The sequence below is a fragment of the Paractinoplanes ovalisporus genome, from assembly GCF_016834655.1.
Lineage (GTDB): Bacteria > Actinomycetota > Actinomycetes > Mycobacteriales > Micromonosporaceae > Actinoplanes > Actinoplanes ovalisporus.
The window spans coordinates 401,230-423,476 of the sequence record NZ_JAENHP010000006.1 but is presented as its reverse complement, the minus strand read 5'-3'; the positions used below and the strand labels follow the sequence as shown (position 1 = coordinate 423,476).

The 22,247-nt window shown below is 70.7% G+C and carries 20 protein-coding genes; 7 read left to right on the top strand and 13 right to left on the bottom strand.

From position 1 onward, the window contains the following. Positions 1-29: 29 nt before the first annotated feature. Genes JIG36_RS22000 through nhaA form a run of 3 tightly spaced genes read right to left on the bottom strand, consistent with a single transcriptional unit; the run spans position 30 to position 4,021 of the window. Positions 30-911: an ABC transporter substrate-binding protein gene (locus tag JIG36_RS22000; protein WP_203378213.1), complete on the bottom strand. Its 882-nt coding sequence runs from the start codon at positions 909-911 to the stop codon at positions 30-32. Further along, positions 908-2,830, bottom strand: a complete 1,923-nt coding sequence (locus JIG36_RS21995; RefSeq protein ID WP_307872848.1) for a putative bifunctional diguanylate cyclase/phosphodiesterase — start codon at positions 2,828-2,830, stop codon at positions 908-910. Before JIG36_RS21995 ends, JIG36_RS22000 begins: the two co-directional genes overlap by 4 nt. Before the next feature lie 36 nt (positions 2,831-2,866). Further along, on the bottom strand, positions 2,867-4,021 hold the full coding sequence (gene nhaA / locus JIG36_RS21990; RefSeq protein ID WP_307872847.1) for a Na+/H+ antiporter NhaA: 1,155 nt from the start codon (positions 4,019-4,021) through the stop codon (positions 2,867-2,869). A 109-nt stretch (positions 4,022-4,130) separates the two neighbouring features. On the opposite strand from nhaA, the gene JIG36_RS21985 reads away from it, so the two are divergent. Both JIG36_RS21985 and JIG36_RS21980 read left to right on the top strand, forming a co-directional pair. Then, positions 4,131-5,255 (top strand): hypothetical protein, encoded by a 1,125-nt coding sequence (locus JIG36_RS21985; RefSeq protein ID WP_203378212.1) that lies wholly within the window; start codon positions 4,131-4,133, stop codon positions 5,253-5,255. A gap of 5 nt (positions 5,256-5,260) precedes the next feature. Beyond that, the gene (locus JIG36_RS21980; protein ID WP_307872846.1) at positions 5,261-5,983 is read left to right on the top strand and encodes a LamG domain-containing protein; all 723 of its coding nucleotides are present in this window, start codon (positions 5,261-5,263) and stop codon (positions 5,981-5,983) included. A 12-nt stretch (positions 5,984-5,995) separates the two neighbouring features. Here JIG36_RS21980 and JIG36_RS21975 read toward each other — a convergent pair whose 3' ends face one another. From JIG36_RS21975 to JIG36_RS21935, 9 genes are read right to left on the bottom strand one after another with little or no spacing between them, the layout of a single operon-like run. After that, a complete protein-coding gene (locus JIG36_RS21975) occupies positions 5,996-6,559 on the bottom strand; it encodes a DUF1707 SHOCT-like domain-containing protein (RefSeq protein WP_307872845.1) in 564 nt (187 codons plus the stop codon). 17 nt (positions 6,560-6,576) lie between these two features. Continuing rightward, positions 6,577-7,368, bottom strand: a complete 792-nt coding sequence (locus JIG36_RS21970) for an SAM-dependent methyltransferase (RefSeq protein ID WP_203378211.1) — start codon at positions 7,366-7,368, stop codon at positions 6,577-6,579. Positions 7,369-7,392: 24 nt separating this feature from the next. Next, the gene (locus JIG36_RS21965) at positions 7,393-8,280 is read right to left on the bottom strand and encodes an NmrA family NAD(P)-binding protein (RefSeq protein ID WP_203378210.1); all 888 of its coding nucleotides are present in this window, start codon (positions 8,278-8,280) and stop codon (positions 7,393-7,395) included. Positions 8,281-8,298: 18 nt separating this feature from the next. Continuing rightward, positions 8,299-9,714, bottom strand: coding sequence for an L-fucose/L-arabinose isomerase family protein (locus JIG36_RS21960; protein WP_203378209.1), 1,416 nt, complete (start codon positions 9,712-9,714; stop codon positions 8,299-8,301). After that, positions 9,711-10,307, bottom strand: a complete 597-nt coding sequence (locus JIG36_RS21955) for a LutC/YkgG family protein (RefSeq protein WP_203378208.1) — start codon at positions 10,305-10,307, stop codon at positions 9,711-9,713. Before JIG36_RS21955 ends, JIG36_RS21960 begins: the two co-directional genes overlap by 4 nt. Next, entirely contained in the window at positions 10,304-11,713 is a 1,410-nt protein-coding gene (locus JIG36_RS21950) for a LutB/LldF family L-lactate oxidation iron-sulfur protein (protein ID WP_203378207.1), read from the bottom strand. Before JIG36_RS21950 ends, JIG36_RS21955 begins: the two co-directional genes overlap by 4 nt. After that, a complete protein-coding gene (locus tag JIG36_RS21945) occupies positions 11,710-12,447 on the bottom strand; it encodes a (Fe-S)-binding protein (protein WP_203378206.1) in 738 nt (245 codons plus the stop codon). Before JIG36_RS21945 ends, JIG36_RS21950 begins: the two co-directional genes overlap by 4 nt. Before the next feature lie 3 nt (positions 12,448-12,450). Then, positions 12,451-13,794: a rhamnulokinase gene (locus JIG36_RS21940; RefSeq protein ID WP_203378205.1), complete on the bottom strand. Its 1,344-nt coding sequence runs from the start codon at positions 13,792-13,794 to the stop codon at positions 12,451-12,453. Beyond that, on the bottom strand, positions 13,791-15,821 hold the full coding sequence (locus tag JIG36_RS21935) for a bifunctional aldolase/short-chain dehydrogenase (protein WP_203378204.1): 2,031 nt from the start codon (positions 15,819-15,821) through the stop codon (positions 13,791-13,793). Before JIG36_RS21935 ends, JIG36_RS21940 begins: the two co-directional genes overlap by 4 nt. A gap of 408 nt (positions 15,822-16,229) precedes the next feature. On the opposite strand from JIG36_RS21935, the gene JIG36_RS21930 reads away from it, so the two are divergent. The 4 genes from JIG36_RS21930 (at position 16,230) to JIG36_RS21915 (ending at position 18,138) form a co-directional block, all read left to right on the top strand. After that, entirely contained in the window at positions 16,230-16,601 is a 372-nt protein-coding gene (locus tag JIG36_RS21930; protein WP_203378203.1) for a hypothetical protein, read from the top strand. Continuing rightward, on the top strand, positions 16,598-17,044 hold the full coding sequence (locus tag JIG36_RS21925) for a hypothetical protein (protein ID WP_203378202.1): 447 nt from the start codon (positions 16,598-16,600) through the stop codon (positions 17,042-17,044). The genes JIG36_RS21930 and JIG36_RS21925 overlap by 4 nt, the downstream gene beginning before the upstream one ends. Positions 17,045-17,124: 80 nt before the next feature. Continuing rightward, the gene (locus JIG36_RS21920; protein ID WP_236047861.1) at positions 17,125-17,679 is read left to right on the top strand and encodes a hypothetical protein; all 555 of its coding nucleotides are present in this window, start codon (positions 17,125-17,127) and stop codon (positions 17,677-17,679) included. Between the two features lie 42 nt (positions 17,680-17,721). Then, complete coding sequence (locus JIG36_RS21915) at positions 17,722-18,138, top strand: roadblock/LC7 domain-containing protein (protein ID WP_203378200.1); 417 nt, start codon at positions 17,722-17,724, stop codon at positions 18,136-18,138. Positions 18,139-19,146: 1,008 nt separating this feature from the next. Here JIG36_RS21915 and JIG36_RS21910 read toward each other — a convergent pair. Then, entirely contained in the window at positions 19,147-20,181 is a 1,035-nt protein-coding gene (locus tag JIG36_RS21910; RefSeq protein WP_203378199.1) for a LacI family DNA-binding transcriptional regulator, read from the bottom strand. Between the two features lie 209 nt (positions 20,182-20,390). Here JIG36_RS21910 and JIG36_RS21905 point away from each other — a divergent pair, with 209 nt between their 5' ends. Next, positions 20,391-22,196 (top strand): sugar ABC transporter ATP-binding protein, encoded by a 1,806-nt coding sequence (locus tag JIG36_RS21905; protein ID WP_307872844.1) that lies wholly within the window; start codon positions 20,391-20,393, stop codon positions 22,194-22,196. Positions 22,197-22,247 lie beyond the last annotated feature (51 nt).

The following is a 22,247-nucleotide window of genomic DNA, read 5'->3' as shown; positions in this document are numbered from 1 at the left end:
TATTGATGACGACCGAACAATAAACGATTCTAGGAATCGGTGTAGGCCGTGCCGCTGGCGATCGCGCCGTCGCTGATGCCCCATCGCTGCAGCAGTTCGGTGTAGACCCCGGTGCGGACCAGCCGGTCGAAGGCGGCCTGGACGGCGTCGCGCAGGGCCGGGTCGCCCTTGGCGAAGGCGATGCCGAACAGGCCCGGCTCATACTGGGTGGTCGACGCCAGCTGGTAGTAGGCCTTGGTGCGGGTGTCCGTGGCCAGGTAGGCCGCGGGCGGGAAGTCGTTGAGCACCGCGCCGGCCCGCCCGGTCCGCAGTTCGACCAGCGCGTCCGCGTTCGTCTTGTAGAGCTTGATCGTCATCGGGTTGTCCCCGCAGGCGCGCTGCGACCGCTTCAGCAGGTCGGCCTGCACGGTGCCGCGTTCGGTCGCCACCACCAGTCCGCACAGGGCGCGGAATCCGGTGACGCCTTTGGGGTTGCCACGCTGCACGATGATCGCCGTGCCGGCCGAGAAGTAGTCGACGAAGTCGGCCTTCCTACGCCGCTCGGGGGTGTCGTTCATGGACGACAGCACCCCGTCGTACTCACCCGCGGCCATGTCGTCGAGCGCGGTGTGGAAGTCGCCCTGCACCATCTCGGCCCGGACCCCCAGGACCGAGCCGATCGCGCTGGCCAGGTCGGGCGAGAAGCCGATGATCGTACGGCCGTCGGCCGCGAACTGCTCCATCGGCGCGTAACTGGCGTCGGTCATGAACCGGATCGTCCCGCGGGCCCGGATGGCGTCCGGCAGGCTCGCGTGCAGAGTCTGGTCGACCGCGATGCCGGCGTCACCGGTGGCCGTGGTGCCGGTCGCCCCGGGGGCGGCGCATCCGGCGGTGACGGCGACGAGGGCGACGGCGAGCAGGGCACGCTTCACTGAGCAGCTCCGGTGATCTCGTACGTTCCGACCTCGCGCCACGGGACCGGGCGCGAGTAGAGGTAACCCTGGGCCTCGTCGCAGCCCGCCTGCGCGAGCCAGCCGGCCACCTCGGGTGACTCGACCCCCTCGGCGGTGACGCGGCTGCCGAGGCCGTGCGCGAGCGCGATGACCGCGCGGACGATGGCCTGGCTCGGCGGGGCGTCGAGCACGTCCCGGACGAACGTCCGGTCGATCTTGACCTCCGCGATCGGCAGGCCGCGCAGCTGCGACATGCTGGTGTAGCCGGTGCCGAAGTCGTCGACCGAGATCCCGATGCCGCGGGCGGTCAGGTCGATCACGGCCTGGGCCGCGCAGCGGGCGTCGGCGGCCAGCGCGGTCTCGGTGACCTCGAGCAGCAGCCGGTGGGGCGCGGTGCCGTGCTCGGCCAGCAGGCCCGAGACGAAGTCGGTGAAGCCGGGCTTCTCGAGATTGCGGGCCGAGACGTTCACCGACACCGCCCACGACCGGCCGGTCGCCGTCCACATGGCCTGGTCGGCCAGGGCGCGGCGCAGAACCCACGCGGTCAGCGGCTCGATCAGCCCGGACTGCTCGACGGCGGGCAGGAACTCCGAGGGCGGCAGCAGGCCGCGCTGCGGGTGCTGCCAGCGCACCAGCGCCTCGACCGCGACGATCTCGCCCGAGCGCAGGTCGACCTTGGGCTGGTAGTGCAGGACCAGCTCGTCGCGGGTCAGCGCGTGCCGCAGCTCGGCCTGCACGACCAGCCACTGGGTGGGGTGGGCCATGTTCTCGCCGGCGTAGACGACGATGTCGGACGAGCCGCGCTTGCCGTGGTACATCGCGGCGTCGGCCCGGCGCAGCAGCTCCTCGACCTCGTGGCCGTGCTCGGGATAGAGCGCGACACCGAAACTGGCCTCGACGCTGACCGGCACGCCGTCCAGCACCACCTCGCGGGCCAGGTCGGCGCTGAGCTCGTCGAGCAGGCCGCGAACGGCGGCGGCATCGCTGCGGGGCAGGATCAGCGCGAACTCGTCACCGCCGAGCCGGGCCAGCGTGTCGGCCGGACGCAGCCCGGAGCGCAGCCGGTCGGCCACGACCGCCAGCAGCTCGTCGCCCGCGTGGTGGCCGAGGGTGTCGTTGACCTCCTTGAACCGGTCGAGGTCGACGAGCACGACCGCCCCCGGTTCGCCGTCCTGGGCCACGGCCTCGCGGGCCCGCTCGTGGAAGGCGGCCCGGTTGGGCAGGCCGGTCAGCGCGTCGTGCAGGGCCTCGTGGGCCTGGCGCTGGGCGTAGCGGCGCAGTGAACGGGTGGTCGACCACGAGATCAGGCCGAGCACCAGATAGAGCGCGCCCAGACCGAGACCGAGCCGCCAGTACGTGACGGTGGTCTGCTCGTGCAGGCGGGCCGCGATCTGCGCGTACGGAAGGTAGAGCTCGAGCACGCCCTGGGCCTCACCGCTGGCGCTGGCCACGATCGGCTGCAGCACCCGGATGACCTGCCCGCCGGGCGTCTCGGGGGCGGCCAGCAGGGTGACCTCGGTGTGCCCGGCCGACGCCGAGCGGAACGCCGGGTCGTTGATCGACACGCCGCCGGCGGTCGAGCCGTCGTCGGAGAAGACCACCTGGCCGTTGAAGCCGCGGACCCGCAGGCGCAGCACCGAGTCGTTGTAGATGGCCAGGTCGGTGGCCCGTTGCAGCCGGAACCGCTGCTCGGTGGTGAGGCCCCTGCTCAGGTCGGCCTCGTCGAGCGCGGGCGCGACCGCCATCTCGGCGATCACCGCGGCCTGGGCCCGGCCCTGGTCCTGGCCCCAGCGGGCGGCGTCCTCGGTGGTGCCGTGCAGCATCACCGCGCCCAGCACGCCGATCGGGACCAGACTGGCTACGGCGTACGTGGCGAACAGGCGCGCGCTTGTCCGCACACCCGCCCTGGTCTTCCCGCGTCGCCACACGGCGAGTTAATCGACGGCGTCCTGGACGTCTTGAGATTTCCGGTAGTACCGGTCGCGGGCGCGGAGCAACACGGTTGCGCTCACCGCCGCGATCAGCGATCCGCCGAGCACGCCGACCTTCGGTTCCGGGGCCGCGCCGAAGGCCAGCTCCCCGATCAGCAGCGAGACGGTGAAGCCGATCCCGCCCAGCATGGCCAGGCCCAGCAGGTCGGGCCAGGCCACGTCGCGGGGCAGCTCGGCCCGGGTGAAGCGCTGCACCAGCCAGGTGGCGCCGGTGATGCCGATCGTCTTGCCGAGCACCAGCCCGACCACGATGCCGATCGTGACCGGGTCGCCCAGCACCGTCCCGAAGCTGCCGCCGACCGTGACCCCGGCCGCGAAGAAGGCGAACACCGGCACCGCGATCCCGGCCGAGACGGGCCGCCACCAGTGCTCGAACCGCTCGGCCAGGGCGGGCCCGCGCACCGGCACGGTGAACGCCAGCAGCACCCCGGCGACCGTGGCGTGCACCCCCGACTCGTGCATCAGCGCCCAGGTGGCGGCGGCCAGGGGCAGCAGGGCCCACCACGCGCGGACACCCCGCTGGGTTCCGAACCCGAATGCGGCGAGCGGCAGGACGGTGAGCAGCAACGGGACGAGGTGCAGGGAGGAGGTGTAGAAGACCGCGATCACGGCGATGGCCAGCAGGTCGTCGACCACGGCCAGGGTGAGCAGGAACAGGCGCAGGCCGGGCGGCAGACTCCGGCCGATCACGCCGAGCACGGCCAGGGCGAACGCGATGTCGGTGGCGACCGGCACCGCCCAGCCGCTCAGGCCGTCACCCCCGGCGACCAGGACGATCGCGGTGTAGAGCAGGGCCGGCACGATCATGCCGCCGACCGCGGCCGCCATCGGCAGCGTGGCCCGGCGCGGATCGCGGAGGTCACCGGCGACGAACTCGCGCTTGAGTTCCAGCCCGGCCACGAAGAAGAAGACGGCCAGCAGCCCGTCCGAGGCCCACTGCGAGACGGTCAGCCCCAGATCGGCCCCGGCCAGCCGGTGATAGGCATCCGACCAGGGCGAATTGGCCAGGATCAGCCCGGTGACGGCCGCGCCGAGCAGCAGGAAGCCGGCGGTGGTCTCGGTGCGCAGGGCAGCGAGCAGGCGCGCGGGGGTGGGCACGGGCGTCTCCAGGGGTCGGCGAAGCGATCGCCGACCAGACTTCCCGGCACACCCGACAATGATCCTATCCGCCGTCGCGACCTTTCCGTGCGTGGCGCGTTGACACGGCGTGCGTATCTCTCAGCATGTACGGCGCGCGGTGGTGGCCGGGGTTGCGGCCCTCGCGGTGTGCGCCTCCGGGCAGCCGGCCCTCGCGGTGGTCGGCGCGAGTGCGGCCCGGTCGGCGCCCTCGTTCAACGGCTCGGTCTACGCGATCGCCTACCGGGGGGACACCGTCTATGTCGGCGGCTCCTTCACCCGCATGACGATCGAGGGCCGGACCGTGACCCGCAACCGGATCGCCGCCTTCTCGGGACGCACCGGCGAACTGCTCGACTGGGCGCCTTCGGCCGACGACACCGTACGGGCCCTGGCCGTCGTGCCCGGCTATGTCTACGTGGGTGGGGACTTCGACGAGGTGAACGGCGAGGACCGCGAGGCGATCGCCCGGATCGACGCTGGGGACGGCGGGGTCGCCTCGTTCGACCACAGCATCGACGGCAGCGTGCGCGCGCTCGCCGTCGGCAACGGCCGCCTGTACGCGGCGGGCACGATCACCGGGGTCGACGGCGACGACCGGGGGCACGTGGCCGCGTTCTCGCTGGCCGGTGACCGGCTCGACGACGACTGGACGCCCTGGGCCGATGGGGTCGTCAACGCCCTCGCCGTGCGCGGGCAACGCGTCTATCTGGGCGGCGCCTTCCGCCGTCACCTCGTCGCGGTGCGCGGCGACGGCAGCGGCGACGCCGACCGGGGCTTCCGGGCCTCGGCGCCGGCCGTCGTGCACGCCCTCGCCGTGGACGGTTCGGGGGTCTACGCCGCGATGGGCGGGGCGGGCGGCCGGGCGATGGCGTTCACGTCGGCCGGGCGGAACCGGTGGACGCGGGTCTTCGACGGTGACGCCCAGGCCGTCGCGGTGCTCGACGGCGTCGCCTATGTGGGCGGGCACTTCGACCGGGCCTGCGCGAACGGCGACGACGCGGACAACGGCGAGTGCGACGCCGGGTCGGTGCGGCGGGTCAAGCTGGCCGCGGTGGAGCGCGACGGCTCGCTCTCGCGCTGGGCGCCCCAGGCGAACGGCGTGGTCGGCGTCCGCACGCTGGCGGTGGACCCGGACCGGGGCACGGTGGCCGCGGGCGGCGACTTCACCACGATCGGCGGGCAGGCCCAGAGGCGCTACGCGTCGTTCGGGTGATCCGGGTGTCCCGACGCTCCCTTCTCTGCGCCCTGATCCTGCTGCTGGTGGCCGGAGTGACGAATTCGGCCGGGGCGGCGACGGTGCCTTCGGACGCGAGCACGTTCACCGTCCGCTACACCTTCGACGGGCCGTCGCTGCTGGCCGACGTCACCGGGCACGGCCACGACCTCAGCCCGGTGAGCCGCAACGGCGGGGCCTACGCCACGGTGGCCCGCAACGGCGGGAAGGCCCTCGTCTTCCCCACGCCCTGCCACGACGAGCCCTGCCCGCGGATCGCCCTGCGCGCGCCCACGACGGCTGAACTCAACCCGGGCAAGCGGCCGATCCGCTACGGCGCGTCGGTGCGTCTGGCCGCCGACCAGACGACCAAGGGCGAGAACGTGATGCAGAAGGGCTATTCCATCCGGGGCAGCCAGTACAAGCTGCAGATCGACGGCCTGGCCGGGCGGCCCAGTTGTGTGCTGGTCGACGACCGCCGGACGGTCATCCACGCCGCGATCAGCGGTGTGGGGGTGGCCGACGACCGCTGGCACACGCTGGAATGCCGTCGCAGCGGCAGCCGCCTGAGCATCCTGGTCGACGACGTGGTCCGCGGCCGCGCGACGCTGCCGGCCGACCTGTCGGTCAGCAACCACATCCCGTTCAGCATCGGTGGCAAGGGTTCGTTCGCCGACAACGACCAGTTCCAGGGCATCCTCGACGACGTGTGGGTCGAGATCGGCTAGATGGCTCGGGCGTCAGGCCTTGGGCAGCGTGTAGGGCCGGGAGACGACCTCGACGTTGCTGAACCACGTCGTGATGTGGACGCGGACCTCGGGGGTGCCGGCCACCCGGGGCACGGCGGCCAGGTGCATGTTGCGCGACGAGAAGGCGACCGTGCCGGTCAGGTCGACCTCGACGCCCTCGGGGACGATCACCTTGAGCTCGCCGAACGTGCAGGTGCCGGCGATCTCGATGACGTCCTGGTCGGTCAGCACCTCGCGCAGGTCGAGCTCGGTCGACCCGAACAGGGTGAACACCTTGAGCCGCGACTCGCGCAGGCGCCAGCGGCCCCGGCGCTTGTTCTCGCTGAAGACGGTGACGACCTTGTCGACCGTGCTGGCCGACCCGACGATCGGCGTCTGACCCAGCCCCTCGGTGGCCCGGGCCAGCTCATCCGTGTTCTCGGCGGCCCAGACCAGGCCGACCCGCATGCTGAACTGCTCGAGCGTCAAGCGCCCGTCTCCGCACGCCTTCTGCAGCAGCTCGGCGGCGTGTTCCCGCTCGGGCTCGGACGGCGGCACCCGCATCGGTGTGGTCACCCGCGTGATCCTAAGGCTTACGGCTTGCGGGCGACGACGCCGTAGACCGCGACCTCGCTGGGCTTGGGCCGCGGCTGGGATTCCCCGTCGGCCCGCCAGTCGCTGACCGGCACGACGCCCGGCTCGAGGATCTCGAGGCCGTCGACCAGCTCGCGGACCTCGTCGGCGGTGCGGACGAAGGCGTCGAGCTTGCCGGCGGCCATCAGCGCGTCGAAGCGGGCCTTGGTCTCGGGGTCGGCGAAGTCGCCGGTGGCGTTGCTGATCACCACGTAGCTGCCGGAGGGCAGCGCGTCGAGCAGCGTCCGCACGATGCTCACCGCCACCTCGGTCTCGCGGACGAAGTGCAGCACCGCGATCAGCATGACCGCGACCGGCTGGTCCAGGTCGAGCACGTCGCGCAACGTGTCGTCGGCCAGAATCCGGCCGGGTTCGCGCAGGTCGGCCTCGAGATAGGCGGTGCGGCCCTCGGGGGTGCTGGTGAGCAGCGCGCGGGCGTGCACCAGAACCATCGGGTCGTTGTCGACGTAGACGATCCGCGAGTCGGGGGCCAGCCGCTGCGCCACCTCGTGGGTGTTGTCCGCCGTCGGCAGGCCGGTGCCGACGTCGAGGAACTGGCGGATGCCGGCCTCACCGGCCAGGAACTCGACCGCGCGGCGCAGGAAGCCGCGGTTCTCGACGGCCGTGACGCGGATGGTCGGGAAGTTCGCGGCGATCAGGTCACCCGACTCACGGTCGACGGCGAAGTTGTCCTTGCCGCCGAGCCAGTAGTTGTAGCGCCGCGCCGAATGGACCCGCGTCTCGTCGACCATGCGCGCAGTGTAATCCAAAGTGGATCAATTTGAAGTCCCGCCGGAGAGGGCCGGGCGCAGGTTCGCGTACGCCCATCCGGCCAGCGTCGACGGTGTCGTCGTGCGCACGTCGCGGGGCTGTTCGGGGCGGAAGTCACCGGGAATGCCGGAGGTCATCCCGGCCACGCCGGACGCGGCCGCCTCGCTCAGGCCGGCGCCGGTCAGCGCCTCGCGCAGCTGCTCGTCGGTGATCTGGACGATCGAGACCGGCCGGCCCAGCGCGGCGGTCAGAATCTCGCCCACCTCGGTCCAGGTCAGGTCGGACGGGCCGTGCACGGCGCCGACCGACGACCCCGACCAGCCGGCCAGCAGGCACGCGGCGGCCACCTCGCCCACGTCACGCGGGTCGACCCACGGCATGCGTCGCGACGGCGGGGCGGTGGTGGTCAGCACGCCCTCGCGCAACGGGTCGAGCATGCCGAGCAGGTTGGTGAAGTAGTAGCCGCAGCGCAACGTCAGCAGGTCGGTGCCGGTCGCCGCCAGGTCCTCCTCGTTGCGGGCCAGCCCGTCGATCAGGCCGGCGCCGCCGCGCAGTTCCGCCCCGACGCTGCTGATCTGCAGCACCCGGGGGACACCGGAACCCCGTACGGCGGAAGCGGCGTTCTGACCCATGGTGACCATGTCGGCCAGCGGGTCGGGTGAGGTGAACGACTCGGGCGAGGCCCAGAACAGCGCGTCCGCCCCCTTGAGGGCATCGCTCACGAAGCCGGCGTCGAGCAGGTCGCCCTGCGCCACCTCGACGAGTGGCAGCAGCTCGGCCGGGAGCTTGGCCGGGTCGCGCACGAGCACGCGCGGCCGCTCACCGGCCTGCACGAGCAGCTGGACGACGCGGGAGCCGACATGTCCGGTGGGAGTGGTCACGGCAATCGTCATGACCACCCCATACCCGGCTCACACCTGGCGGAACTCGATGCCCAGCAAACTCGCCGCGGCCTTGTAGTCGGCCGCGCGGTGCCCGAGCGAGAGCGACCAGTGGTGGCCGACGCCCGAGGCACTCCAGTCGTCGACCCACTCGCCGGGGTCGCGGCCGAAGTCGACGCGGCTGGTGGTGTTGCCGATCGCGAGCAGCGGCCCCTCGACCACGGTCCCCTCCCCCGCGATGAACGACAGCGAGCCGTCCCGGTCCTGGCCGAGCCCGAGCAGGGTGACCGGCCCGGGCCGTACGTCGAACTCGACCGAGACGCCCCAGCCGCGCTTGCCGTGATAGACGCCGAGGCCGCGCAGCAGCGGCTGCTTGGAGCTGACGGCCAGGTGGGCCGGGCCGTCGTGGCCCATCTCGACCACGTTGTCCTCGAAGTTCAGCGCCTGGATCTCGCAGAACGACCCGCCCGCACCGGCGACCTGGGTGGCGAGCTGGGCCACGGTCGTCCGCAGCTCGTACTCGCCGGTGGCCGGGATGCCGCGGGCGGTCAGCAGCGACGCGCCCAGGATCATCCCGGCGCCGAGGCGTTCGTGCTGCTCACCGGCGAGGCCGCGGTGGTAGTAGGCCAGGCTGTCCAGGTCGAAGTCGTCGGCCAGCCGGTCGAGGCCGACCGAGACCCGGGCGCCCCAGGCGAAGTCCTCCTCGTTGACCGTGTCGTCCAGCACGAAGATCTTGCGGGCCAGATCCATCCGCTCGGCCACCTCGGCGTCGGTGGCCGCGAGGGTGCGTTCGCGCAGGTCGTCGAACTCCAGCACCTCGACGTGGGAGCCGAACGTGGTGGGCAGCAACGTGAGGTCGGTCGAGACGTCGAGCATGCCGGGGTAGAGGTGGCCCATCAGCCCGTGCCGGGCCTCGCGCAGAGCGGCCCGGACGCGGGCGGCGGTGATCCACTGCGAGATGCGCGCCCACGCCGACTCCTGCCGCAGCCAGCCGGTGACCGACCGGAACGGGATGCCGGCGCGGCGGAACAGGTTGCCGACCTCGGGCACCGGGCACTGCCCGCAGTAGGCCAGCCACGAGCCGGTGTCGAAGGAGGCGTGGTCCATCTTCTGGGTCGGTTGCAGGTCGATGACCAGCATCGGGCTGGTGGCGCGCTGCGCGATCGGCAGCACCATCGACGACGTGAGATAGGTGGTCAGGAACAGGACGATCAGGTCGCAGTCGGCCTGGCGCAGCTTCTCGGCGGCGGCCGTGCCCTCCTGCGCGTCGGAGATGAACCCGACGTCGGTGACCTCAGCGTCCATCTCCTGGAAGCGTTCGGAGACGTAGCGCGCGGACTCCTGCAGTTGCGGGAGCAGGTGGGGGAACTGGGGCCAGTAGGTGCCGAGCCCGCCGGCGACCAGGCCGATACGGATCTTGCGGCGGGGCTTCGGGGTAAGGATCATGCTGCCTCCTCGACGAGGACGATGTGGAGGTTGCGGGGGCCGTGCACCCCCTCGACGCGGTTGAGTTCGATGTCGCTGGTGGCGGAGGGGCCGCTGATCCAGGTCAGCGGGCGGCCGGGGGTCAGGCGGGCCACGGCCTCGGGCACGGAGGCCACCACCTGGTCGGGGCGCAGCACGCAGATGTGCAGGTCGGGCAGGAGCGAGAGGATGCGGCGGCCCTGGTCCGGTGACGCGTCGAGCACGATCGTGCCGGTCTCCACGATCGCCACCGCGGCCGCCGTGACCACGCCGTCGGACTCCGCGATTTCGGCCGCGGTAAGTCCGTTGTCGGTTTTGCTCCCTCTCGGAAGCCACTCGACGGGCACTCCCGGGGGCGCGACCACCTGACCGTCGCCGACGATCCGGCTGATCGCGTCCGAGATATCCGACGTGCGGTGGACGACGGCCTTGTAGTCCTCGAGCCGCTCGACCAGCAGATCGAGGTCGACGGGAGCCTCGGCGGCGCGCCGGTAGTCACGCGGAATCTCCGGCTGCGCCGGGTTGTCGCCCAGCGCCTCCCGGATCCGGCGCAGGATCAGGTTCTTGCTGCTCATCGTCCCCGCCACCAATCCCGGAACGTCTCGGCGGGCGGCTCGGGCAGGTCACGGCTGGCGGCCCACCCGTTGAGCGGCGGCGGCAACCCCCGCCCCCGCTTGCCGAGCAGTTTGGCGATCCGGGCCGCCTTCTGGGCGCGCTCATAGACGCGCGGGCGGTCCATCGCGTACGCCGCCGCCGCCATCGCTGCCTTCTCGGACCGTGGATGCGGGGCCTGGTTCCGCAGGTGCACGAGGATGGACGGAATGTCGATCTTCACCGGGCACGCGTCGAAGCAGGCGCCGCACAGCGACGACGCGTACGGGAGGGAACTGTTGTCCTCCACCCCCGTGAGCTGGGGCGAGAGCACCGCGCCGATCGGGCCGGGATAGACCGACCCGTAGGCGTGCCCGCCGGTCCGCTCATAGACCGGGCACACGTTGAGGCAGGCCGAGCAGCGGATGCAGTGCAGCGCCTGGCGGCCCACCTCGTCGGCCAGGACGGCCGTACGCCCGTTGTCGAGCAGCACGAGGTGGAAGTTCTGCGGCCCGTCGCCGGGCGTCACCCCGGTCCACATCGACGTGTACGGGTTCATCCGCTCGCCGGTCGACGCCCGCGGCAGCAGCTGGAGGAAGACCTCGAGGTCGGCCCACGCGGGGACGACCTTCTCGATGCCCATCACCGTGATCAGCGTGTCGGGCAGGGTCAGGCACATCCGGCCGTTGCCCTCGGACTCGACCACCGCGAGAGTGCCGGTCTCGGCCACCCCGAAGTTCGCGCCCGACACCGCCACCCGGGTCGACAGGAACGTCTCCCGCAGATAGCGGCGAGCAGCCCCGGCCAGGTCGGGCGGGTTGTCGGTGAGGTCCGGGTCGACGCCGGGCATCTCGCGCAGGAAGATCTCGCGGATCTCCGAGCGGTTGCGGTGGATGGCCGGCACCAGGATGTGCGACGGCTTGTCGTGGCCCAGCTGCACGATCAGCTCGGCCAGGTCGGTCTCGACCGGCGTGATCCCGGCCTCCTCCAGGGCCTCGTTGAGCCCGATCTCCTGGGTCGCCATCGACTTGACCTTGATGACGCGCTGCTCGCCGGTCCGCCGCACCAGGTCGGTGACGATCCGGTTGGCCTCGGTGGCGTCGGCCGCCCAGTGCACGACCCCGCCCGCGGCCGTCACCTTCTCCTCCAGCTGCTCGAGCAGCCGGGGCAGATTCGCCATCGTGTACGCCTTGAGGGCCGACCCGGCCGAGCGCAGCTCCTGCCAGTCGGGCAGTTCGGCGATCACCCGGCCCGACTTGCCCCGGATGGTGGTGGTGGCGTGCTGCAGGTTGCGGCGCAGCTGCGGGTTGGCCAGAGCGACCTTCGCCGCCGCCGGGAACGGCTCGTCACCGCGCAGATGCCCGACGCCCTTGGGTGCGTGAGTGCTCATGCCGGCGCCTCCGTCGATGCCAGGATCTCCGCCAGGTGGACCGTCCGTACACCCGTCCGCAGCCGGGACAGGCCGCCGCCGATGTGCATCAGGCAGGACACGTCACCGGCCGTGCAGACGTCGGCGCCGGTGTCGAGCACGTGCCGCATCTTGTCGGCGAGCATGGCGGTCGACGTGTCCGCGTTCTTCACCGAGAACGTGCCGCCGAACCCGCAGCACTGCTCGGCCGCGGGCAGCTCGACCAGGTCGAGGCCGCGCACCTGGCGCAGCAGCCGCAGCGGCCGGTCGCCGACCCGCAGCACCCGCAGCGAATGACACGTCGGGTGGTAGGTGACCCGGTGCGGGTAGTAGGCGCCCACGTCCTCGATCTTGAGCACGTCGAGGAGCAGTTCGGACAGCTCGTACGTGCGGCTCGCGACCGCCTCGGCGCGCGCGGCCAGACCCGGCTCGCCGGCCTGCCGGGCGACGGTCGCGTGCTGGTGCCGGATCGAGCCCACACAACTGCCGGAGGGCGCCACCACCACGTCACACGACTCGAAGGTGCGCACGTAACGGCGTACGAGGGGAACCGCTTCTTTCTGATAGCCCGTGTTGATGTGCATCTGGCCGCAGCAGGTCTGCGCCTCGGGGAAGACCACCTCGTGGCCGAGCCGTTCCAGCAGCTGGACGGTCGCCTTCGCCGCCGCGGGGAACATCGTGTCGGCCAGGCAGGTGGCGAACAACGCTATCCGCACGGGCTACCTCCTCGTTGAGGGCTGGTACCGCACTATCTGCTGAGTCTCGCGCAGAACCGTCCGCAGCGCCGCCAGGTCGCCCTCGATCACCCCGGCCGCGCGGGCCTGGATCAGCAGGTTGCCGAGCGCGGTGGCCTCGACCGGACCGGCCAGCACGGGCAGGCCGCAGGCGTCCGCGGTGAGCTGGCAGAGCAGCTCGTTGCGAGCGCCCCCGCCGACGATGTGCACCGCGTCGACATGCCGGCCCGAAAGCTGCTGGGCCTGCTCGACCGCCTTACGGTGGGCCAGCGCCAGACTGTCCATGATGCACCGCGTGAGCAGGGCCGGGCTCGCGTCGGCGGGCAGTCCGGCCGCCTTCGCCACCCGCGCGGCCATGGCGCCGGGCGGCATGAAGACCGGGTCGTCGATGTCGATCACCACCGGCTTCTCGCGGGCCGCCTTCCGCAACAGGTCACCGATGTCGGGTGAACCCCATTCGCGCATGCATTCCTGCAGCGGCCAGAGACCCATCACGTTGCGCAGATAGCGGATGGTGCCGTCGACGCCGCCCTCGTTGGTGAAGTTGGCCTTCCGCGATTCCGCGCTGAGCACCGGCCCGTTCAGTTCCAGGCCGACCAGCGACCACGTTCCGCACGAGATGTAGGCGAAATTCTCGCCCTCGGCCGGCACTCCCACGACCGCCGACGCCGTGTCGTGCGAACCGACGGCGACGACCTTTGTGCCCTCGTGCTCGCCGATCGTCGCGCCCGGCATCCAGATCGGCGGGAACAGCGACGGCTTGATTTTCAGCGCCGAGATCAAGGGCGACGACCATTCCCGCGTACGCACGTCGAGCAGCCCGGTCGTCGAGGCGTTGGTGTATTCGGCGCCGATCTCGCCGGTCAGCCAGTAGGCCAGCAGATCGGGGATGAGCAGCATCCGCCGGGCGATCCCGAACTGCGGTGTGTCCTTCGCGGCGGCCAACTGATAGATCGTGTTGATCGGCAGCTTCTGCAGGCCGTTCGTGTCGTACAGATTCTCGTCCGGGATCCCGTCGAGTTCGACACCGTCGGTGCGGCCGTCGCGGTAGTGCACCGGATTGCCGAGCAGGGCGCCGCTCGCGTCGAGCAGGCCGTAGTCGACCGCCCACGAGTCGATGCCGATGCTGTCGACCGGGCCGGCCTTTTTCAGGCCCTCCTTCACCTCGCGATAGAGGCTCAGGATGTCCCAGTGCAGATTTGTCGTCCGCACCGGCTCGTTGGCGAACCGGTGCACCTCTTCGATCTGGATTTCGCGGCTCTGCACGCGGCCGACCATGACGCGTCCACTGGACGCGCCGAGGTCGACCGCGGCGAAGCTCTTCGTCATCGCAGGAAGGCCGCGGCCACGCCGGCGTCCACCGGGATGTGCAGGCCGGTCGTGTGGGTGAGGTCGCCGCCGGTCAGCGCGAACACCGCGTTCGCCACGTGCTCGGGCAGCACCTCACGCTTGAGCAGGGTGCGCTGCGCGTAGTACTCGCCCAGCTTCTCCTCGGGAACGCCGTAGACCGCGGCCCGCTTGGCGCCCCAGCCACCGGCGAAGATGCCGGAACCCCGGACGACGCCGTCGGGGTTGATGCCGTTGACCCGGATGCCGTGGGACCCCAGTTCGGCGGCGAGGAGACGTACCTGGTGGGCCTGGTCGGCCTTGGTCGCCCCGTACGCCACGTTGTTGGGCCCGGCGAAGATCGAGTTCTTGCTGGAGATGTAGATGATGTCGCCCCCCAGGCCCTGCGCGAGCATGATGCGGGCGGTCTCGCGCGACACCAGGAACGAGCCCTTGGCCATCACGTCGTGCTGCAGGTCCCAGTCCTGCTCGGTGGTCTCCAGCAGCGGCTTCGAGATGGAGAGGCCGGCGTTGTTGACGACGAGGTCGACGCCGCCGAAGCTCAGCACCGCTTCCTGCAGAGACTTCTCGATCGCGGCCACGCTGGTCACGTCGGCTTCCGTTGCCACCGCGACGTCGCTGCCTCCGATCTCGTCCGCCGTCCGTTTTGCGGCTTCCGCGTCGCGGTCCGCGACCACTACGCAGGCGCCCTCGGCCGCGAGGCGCAGGGCGATCGCGCGGCCGATGCCGGAACCGCCGCCGGTCACGTACGCGATGCGGGTGGCCAGGGGCTTCGGCTTGGGCATCCGCTGGAGCTTGGCCTCCTCGAGAGCCCAGTACTCGATGCGGAACTTCTCGGCCTCGTCGATCGGGGCGTAGGTCGACACCGACTCGGCGCCGCGCATCACGTTGATGGCGTTGACATAGAACTCGCCGGCGACGCGGGCGGTCTGCTTGTTGGCGCCGAACGAGAACATGCCGACGCCGGGCACCAGCACGATGGCCGGGTCGGCGCCGCGGATGGCCGGGCTGTCGGCGGTGGCGTGCCGCTCGTAGTAGCCGCGGTAGTCCTCGCGGTAGGCCTCGTGCAGCTCCTTGGCCCGGGCCACGACCTCGTCGAGCGGGGCGTCGGGGGCGGTGTCGAGCACCATCGGCTTGACCTTGGTGCGCAGAAAGTGGTCGGGGCAGCTCGTGCCCTTGGCAGCCAACTCCTCCAGGCGTTCGCTGTTGACGAAGTCGAGCACCTCGGCGGTGTCGGTGTAATGGCCGACCTGCGTACGGTCAGTGGAGGCCAGGCCTCGAAGAACCGGGAAAAGTTCCGCCGCACGTTCGTGTCGTTCGTCTTCTGCGAGGCTTGTCGCTTTGGCCTTGCCGAATGGCGCTTTCTGCCCGTTCTGCGCCAGGTATTCCGCGGCCTTCTGGATGATTTCCCGCGAATTACGCTCGCACTCCTCGCTCGAAGCGCCCCACGCCGTGATGCCGTGGCCGCCGAGGATGACGCCGATGGCCTGCGGGTTGGCCTTCTGGACGGCGGCGATGTCGAGCCCGAGCTGGAACCCGGGGCGGCGCCACGGCACCCACAGCACCCGGTCGCCGAAGATCTCCTTGGTCAGCGCCGGGCCGTCGGCCGCGGTGGCGATGGCGATGCCGGAGTCGGGGTGCAGGTGGTCGACGTGCGCGACGTCGACCAGGCCGTGCATGGCGGTGTCGATCGAGGGGGCGGCCCCGCCCCGGCCGTGCAGACAGTAATCGAACGCGGCGACCATCTCGTCCTCGCGCTCGACGCCCGGATAGGTGCCGGTCAATGCCCGCAGCCGGTCCAGGCGGAGCACGGCGAGACCTTTTTCGGTGAGGGTGCCGAGGTCGCCGCCGGAGCCCTTGACCCACAGCAGGTCGGTGGGCTCGCCGGTGACCGGGTCGGTCTCACGGCCCTTGGCCGAGGTGTTGCCGCCGGCGTAATTGGTGTTGCGCGGGTCGGCGCCGAGCCGGTTGCTGCGATCGAGGAGGTCACGGACTGCGGGGTTCGTCATGGCGTCCTTCGAGGGGGTTTGGACGGCTGTGAAACGTTTCATTGATTGCCGACAGATTACGGCCCCGTGGCACCGCCGGTCAAGACATCACGGCTCCCAGCCGTCACTCAGGTAATGTTCGGCTTCTCTACCTGGCAGTGACCCCGGCCGTCGCTCAAGGAAACTTTCCACTCCGTTTGGTGGGGCATGATGCATCGTGTCCATCCGACGAAACGGCCATCTCCATGCCGTTCGGTTGACCCCCGACGGGGTCGTCCGATCATGCGACCCCTCGATCTTCGGTCTGACCTGCACGAATTGGTCCCTGATCACTGCTCATAGCACCTATGACGTGCCACTGTTGGCGCCGACAACCCGCACGGGTCCCAAGCTCGTGACCGACAGTGACGGCGCGAGGAGGAGGAGCAAGTGGCGAACATCGAGACTTCCCTGAAGGAAGCCATGACGATCGAGGGCGCGATCGGCGTTGCGCTCGTCGACTACACCAGCGGTCTGACGCTGGGTGTCATGGGTGGCGGTCTGAACATGGACATGAACATCGCCGCCGCCGGCAACACCGACGTGATCCGCGCCAAGGTCCGCACGCTCGAAATGCTGGGCCTGGCCGACACCATCGAGGACATCCTGATCACCCTCGACACCCAGTACCACCTGATCCGTCTGCTCCAGGGCCGTGGGAACGAGGCGTTCTTCCTCTACCTGGCCCTGAACAAGAACCGCGCCAACCTGGGTCTGGCCCGGCACCAGCTGCGGAAGATCGAAGCGGAGCTCGACGTATGACGGCCGTTGACGAGACCGGACTCGGCATCCGGAGCACCACCCAGCTGATCGGCGACGCCGTGAAGCAGTTCCGCGCCCAGGTGCCCGAGTGCGTCGGCGCCGGCCTCGTCGACATGTCGACCGGCATGCTGCTTGCCGTCGACACCCTGGACGAGCACCCCGGCGAGGTGCTCGACCTGCTCGCGGCGGCCACGTTCGACCTGTTCCAGGGTCGCAACGTGGTGATGATCGAAGACATCTTCAAGGCCCGCTACGGCGTGCTCGACGACCGCCACTACTTCCAGGAGTTCATGGCGCAGAGCGAGTCGCACGTGCACGTCTTCCTGCGCAGCACCAACCAGGAACTCGCCGCGGTCGTGGTCGCCCGCAAGACCGCGAACACGGGCATGATCCTGACGCAGTCCCGTCTCGTCATGAAGCAGCTGGACGCCGGCCTCAGCTGATGTCCGTGCCGCCGCTGACGGAGGCGCTGGGAATCCCCGGCGCCCACGCGGTGTCTCTGCTGGACCCAGAAGGTCCAAGAGTGCTGTGGTGGGCGGGTGAGACAGCGCCGACCGAACAGGAATCCGCCGCCGCCGTCACACTCGCCGCGGCGGCGGCCGGTCTCGTGCTCCTCGACGGGAACGGCGGCGACGAGCTCAGCGACATCCTTCTCACCAGCGTCGACGCGTTCCACGTCGTACGGCTGGTGGGTTCGGAGGCGCCGCTCGTCGCCCACCTGGTGCTGCGCCGGGCCGGGGCCAACCTGGCGATGGCGCGGCGCGAGTTCGGGTCGATCCTGGCCTCGTACGCGCGGGAGCTGGCGCCCGTATCCGCTTCACCGCGGGCGCTCACCTCACCCACCACATCTCTCAACGGCACCTCCCTTCTCCCCCGCGACCTCGGCGGCGGCACTGTCGACCTCAGCGACGCCATCCAGGTCCCCGACACCGCCGAAGGACTGCTCCCCCGACGGCACCGTCTCGATCAGCCCGAGACCGACGACGAAGCTTCCGACCTGCTCAGCTTGCTGGGCCGGCCGTACGTCACGGACGACGAAGTGCTCGACCGCGTGCTGGTCGCCCTGCGCGCGTTGTAGTTCTCCACCCCTCCCGCAGGCCACCCACCCCTGGAGAAAGACGTGCAACCCTCCGATCCGTTCCAGGCCGTCCGGGCCGAGCTGGCCGCGCTACGCCACCAGGTCACCGGGGTGCGCGGCTGCGTCATCGCCGGCGTCGACGGCCTGCTGATCCTGCACGACACGGTGGCCGGCCCCGAGCCCCACGACATCGCGGCCCTGGCCGCGGGCGCGCACGGCATCAGCCGCACCTGCGGCGCAGCCCTCAACCAGGGCACCTTCCAGGAGGTGACGATCCGCAACCAGGGCGGTTACCTGTCGGTCTACGCGGTGGGCGAGCTGGCCCTGTTGGCGGTCATCGGCGACAGCGGCCTGAACATCGCCCGCCTCCACCTGGAGGCGCGCCCGGTGACCAGCCGGTTGGCCGGATTGCTCCACATCCAGACCGTCGACTCGGGTTATTTCGGCTCGAACTTCTGATCCCCCCTCGCGACGTCCAGCCGGCCCACCCCCCTCCGGCGTCCGCGGCTACCGTCAGCCGCGGCCGCCGCGGGCCGGCTGGGCGTCGCACCCTTTCCCCTCGCCCTCGCGCCGGCCTGATGCCAGGTCGTTCCGGGCATCGCGAGCACGCTCGGCCTCTGTCCGGCTCGGGCCCACTCCACAGCCGTCCCATGGGTGCGCCTCCTCTCAGCGAGCCCCTTTGGCTGGTGTGGCTGCTTAGGACGCCGTTACGGCCGGCGCGACCCGCCCAGGGCACTGTCCTGACGTTCTAGCGGGTGCGGCGCCAAGTGCGCGCGGGACCACCACGGAACGGCACCCAAGCAGCTGCCCCCTTCCCACGGGCGCAACCCGCTCAGCGTGTCCTCCCAGCAGGCACGACCCACTCAGAATGCTGATCCGGCAGGCGCGGCTTACTCAGCACGCCCTCCCGACAACCGACCACCGGCTTTGCGGCTTGGTCGTGCCCGGCTCAGCAGGTGGGCGGCGACGGTCGCGGAATCGTCCACGGCGTGCGCGATTGAGCCGGGTCGTTAGGGCAGCCCCGTGCGTGAGGACCGGTTGTCGGCGCGACCCACTCAGTACCACAAGCGACAAAGCGCCCACCTATGACTCCAGGTAGCGCCGACGACGCCAGCGATCGCAGTCCGTGAGCACGCAACCCCTGCCGCCCGAAGGCCTGTGGATAGCCCCGATTCCGGATAGCCGCTTCTGTGCACATCGCAGCCCTCGTGGTGCCGCTCCGAGGTAGGTTCACCCCGTCTTCTTTCCCTGGGCGGGCGGGGGAGGTGGTGGCTGCTCCGCCCGACAACGATCTTGTTCGGTGCGTTGCGAAGATCCACACGTCGGTCCGCCGATGCCGGGAGCCGCGCCGCCGGCAGGGAACCGAGCGCGCGACGGGACCACAGGGCGCAAGGCCGAAACGGGACCACAGGGCGCGAGGCCGAAACGGGACCGCAGGACACGAGCCGGGCGGGACCCCTGGATGAGCTACAGGGCGCGGGCGCGGGTGGCGGTTGAGGCTCGGGCCACCAGTTCGGGCTGGAACTGCAACTGCTGGTGGCGGTGGTTCGGGTTGGTGGCCTCGTCGAGGACCAGCTGGGCGGCTGCCCGGCCCAGCTCCTGGCGGGGCTGACGCACCGACGTCAGGGGCACGGCCGCCGCGGCGGCGAACTCGATGTCGTCGAAACCTACGATGGCCAAGTCGTCGGGGACCCGCAAGCCCGCGCCGATGCTCTGTTGCAGCAAGCCCAGCGCCAGCAAATCGTTGGCGCAGAACGCGGCCGTGGGGCGGCGCCGCGCGGCCAGGCCGGCCAGGCGTTCACCGGCCGAGCGGCCCTCCGCCACCGAGAGGGAGTCGGTCGGCAGGTAGATCAGGTCTTCGGGGTCGTGGCCCAGCGACTCCCAGATCTCGCGCGCGCCCTGCAGACGCTCGTGGACCTGGCCGATCGACTCGGGGCCGCCGATGAACGCGACCCGGGTGTGGCCCTGTTCGGCCAGGTGCTCCACGGCGATGCGGCCGCCCAGGACGTCGTCCACGGCTACCGAGCAGCAGCTGTCGGCGCCTCGCACGCGGTCGACGATCACCAAGGGGACGCCCCGGCGGACCAGCTCGTCGAGGTGGGGGGCGGCGGGGTCGACGGGGGTGATCAGGATGCCCTGCACGCGCTGCTGGAGCAGGCGGTCGAGGTGCACCTCTTCGCGGGCCGCGCGGCTGTTGCTGTTGCAGATGAACAGCGACAGGTCGGCGTCTTCGGCGGCGAACTCGATGCCCTGCGCGACGTCGTGGAAGAACGGGTTGGTGCCGTCGAGCATCACGTAGGCCAGGGTGCGGCTCGTGCCGGCCCGCAACTGCCGGGCCGACTCGTTGCGGACGAACCCGAGCTCGGCCATCGCCCGCTCGACGCGCTCACGGGTGCGTGCGCTGACCACCTCGGGCCGATTCATCACGTTGGAGACGGTGCCCAGCGAGACGCCGGCGGCCGCTGCCACGTCCTTGACGGACGGCGTCCTGCCGTTCAGCACCAGGACCTCCTGAGCAGGGAGTTGAAACGTTGAAGCCGCATCTTACGGTACGCGACGGCGACGCGACGGACGTGTTTCCACATCGTTTCCTCCCAGTGCTTGACAGGTGTGATCGGGGCCACCTACGTTCGTCCCAGCGGTGATGAAACATTTCAACCGTCATTGAAACATTTCAAAGACCGTGCACACAAGCGACGTGGAGGTGGCCCGTGGCGGAGGCAAACGCCCGGCCCGAAAACCGGCCCGCGCAGAACAGCCAGATAAAGAACGACCCCACCACCGACCACTCCCCCGGGCCCGCGACGAACGAGACCACACAGGACAAAGCCGCGCCGCCCACACGCGAGAAAGCCGCGCAAGACAGCGCCGCGCCGGACAAGCAAGCCGCGCAGGAACAGCAGGACAACGTCGCGCAGGAGAAAGCGGCACCACCCGCACCCGACGAGACGACGAAGCCCGCCTCAACCCGTCCCACGCAGGCGACGACCGGCACGGCCAAGCGGGACAACAAAAACCACGAACCCGCGCGACTGGAAGTCCGGAACGTCTCCAAGTCGTTCGGGGCGGTGGCGGCCGTACAGGGAGTGAGCTTCCCGCTCCATCCGGGCGAGGCCCACGCCCTGGTCGGCGAGAACGGCGCCGGCAAGTCCACCATCGTCAAGATGCTGGCCGGCGTGCACCGGCCGGACACCGGCACCCTGCGGGTCGACGGCTCCGATGTGGACTTCTCCGGCCCGGCCGACGCCAAAGCGGCCGGCATCGCCGTCATCTACCAGGAGCCCACGCTCTTCCCCGACCTGTCGGTGGCCGAGAACATCGCCATGGGCAACCAGCCCCTGACCCGGCTCCGGCAGATCGACCGCAAACAGATGCACGCCAACGCCGAGCGCCTCTTCCGCCGCCTGGGTGTGCCGCTCGACCCGACCCGGCCGGCCCGTGGCCTCTCGATCGCCGACCAGCAGCTGGTCGAGATCGCCAAGGCCCTTTCGGCCGAGGCCCGGGTGCTGATCATGGATGAGCCCACGGCGGCGCTCTCCGCGGTCGAGGTGGAGCGGCTCTTCGCGGTGGTGCGGTCGCTGCGCGACGAGGGTGCGGCGATCATGTTCATCTCGCACCGGTTCGAGGAGATCACGGCGCTCTGCCAGCGGGTCACGATCATGCGGGACGGCCGGCACGTCGCCACCGAGATGGTGGCCGACCTCAGCGTCGACGACATGATCCGGCGGATGGTCGGGCGTGACCTGAGCGCGCTCTTCCCCAAGCAGGAGGTCGAGCCGGGCGAGGTGGTGCTCGAGGTCGAGGGCCTGTCCCGTGAGGGCGTTTTCCGAGACATTTCCTTTTCCGTACGGGCCGGGGAGATCGTCGCCCTGGCCGGGCTGGTCGGCGCGGGCCGTTCCGAGGTCATGCAGGCCGTGTTCGGCGTCGACCCGTACGACAGCGGGACCGTCAAGGTGCACGGCCGGCGCCTGAAGCGGAACGAGCCCCGGGCCGCGATGGCCGCCGGCATGGCGCTGGTGCCCGAGGACCGCCGCCAGCAGGGCCTGGTCATGGACCTGTCGATCGAGCGCAACGTGACCCTGCCCCGCGCCCGCAAACTGGCCCGGCTCGGGCTGCTGTTCGGCGGCACCGAGCGCGAGGCGGCCGAGACCTGGACCCGCCGGCTGCAGACCAAGCTGGGCCGGCTGTCCGACGCGGTGGGCACGCTCTCGGGCGGCAACCAGCAGAAGGTCGTGCTCGCCAAGTGGCTGGCCACCGGCCCGAAGCTGCTGATCGTCGACGAGCCCACCCGCGGCATCGACGTCGGCACCAAGGCCGAGGTGCACCGGCTGATGTCGTCGCTGGCCGCCGACGGCCTCGCGGTCGTCATGGTCTCGTCGGAGCTGCCCGAGGTGCTGGGCATGGCCGACCGGATCATCGTGCTGCGCGAGGGCCGCGTCACGGCCGAGCTCACCCGCGGCGAAGCGACCGAGGAGTCCGTGATGTACGCAGCCATGGGCCAGGAGGTCGCGGTATGACCGACTGCACCGGAGTCAGCGAAGCGCACGCAGGGCCAGGAGGGCAAACCC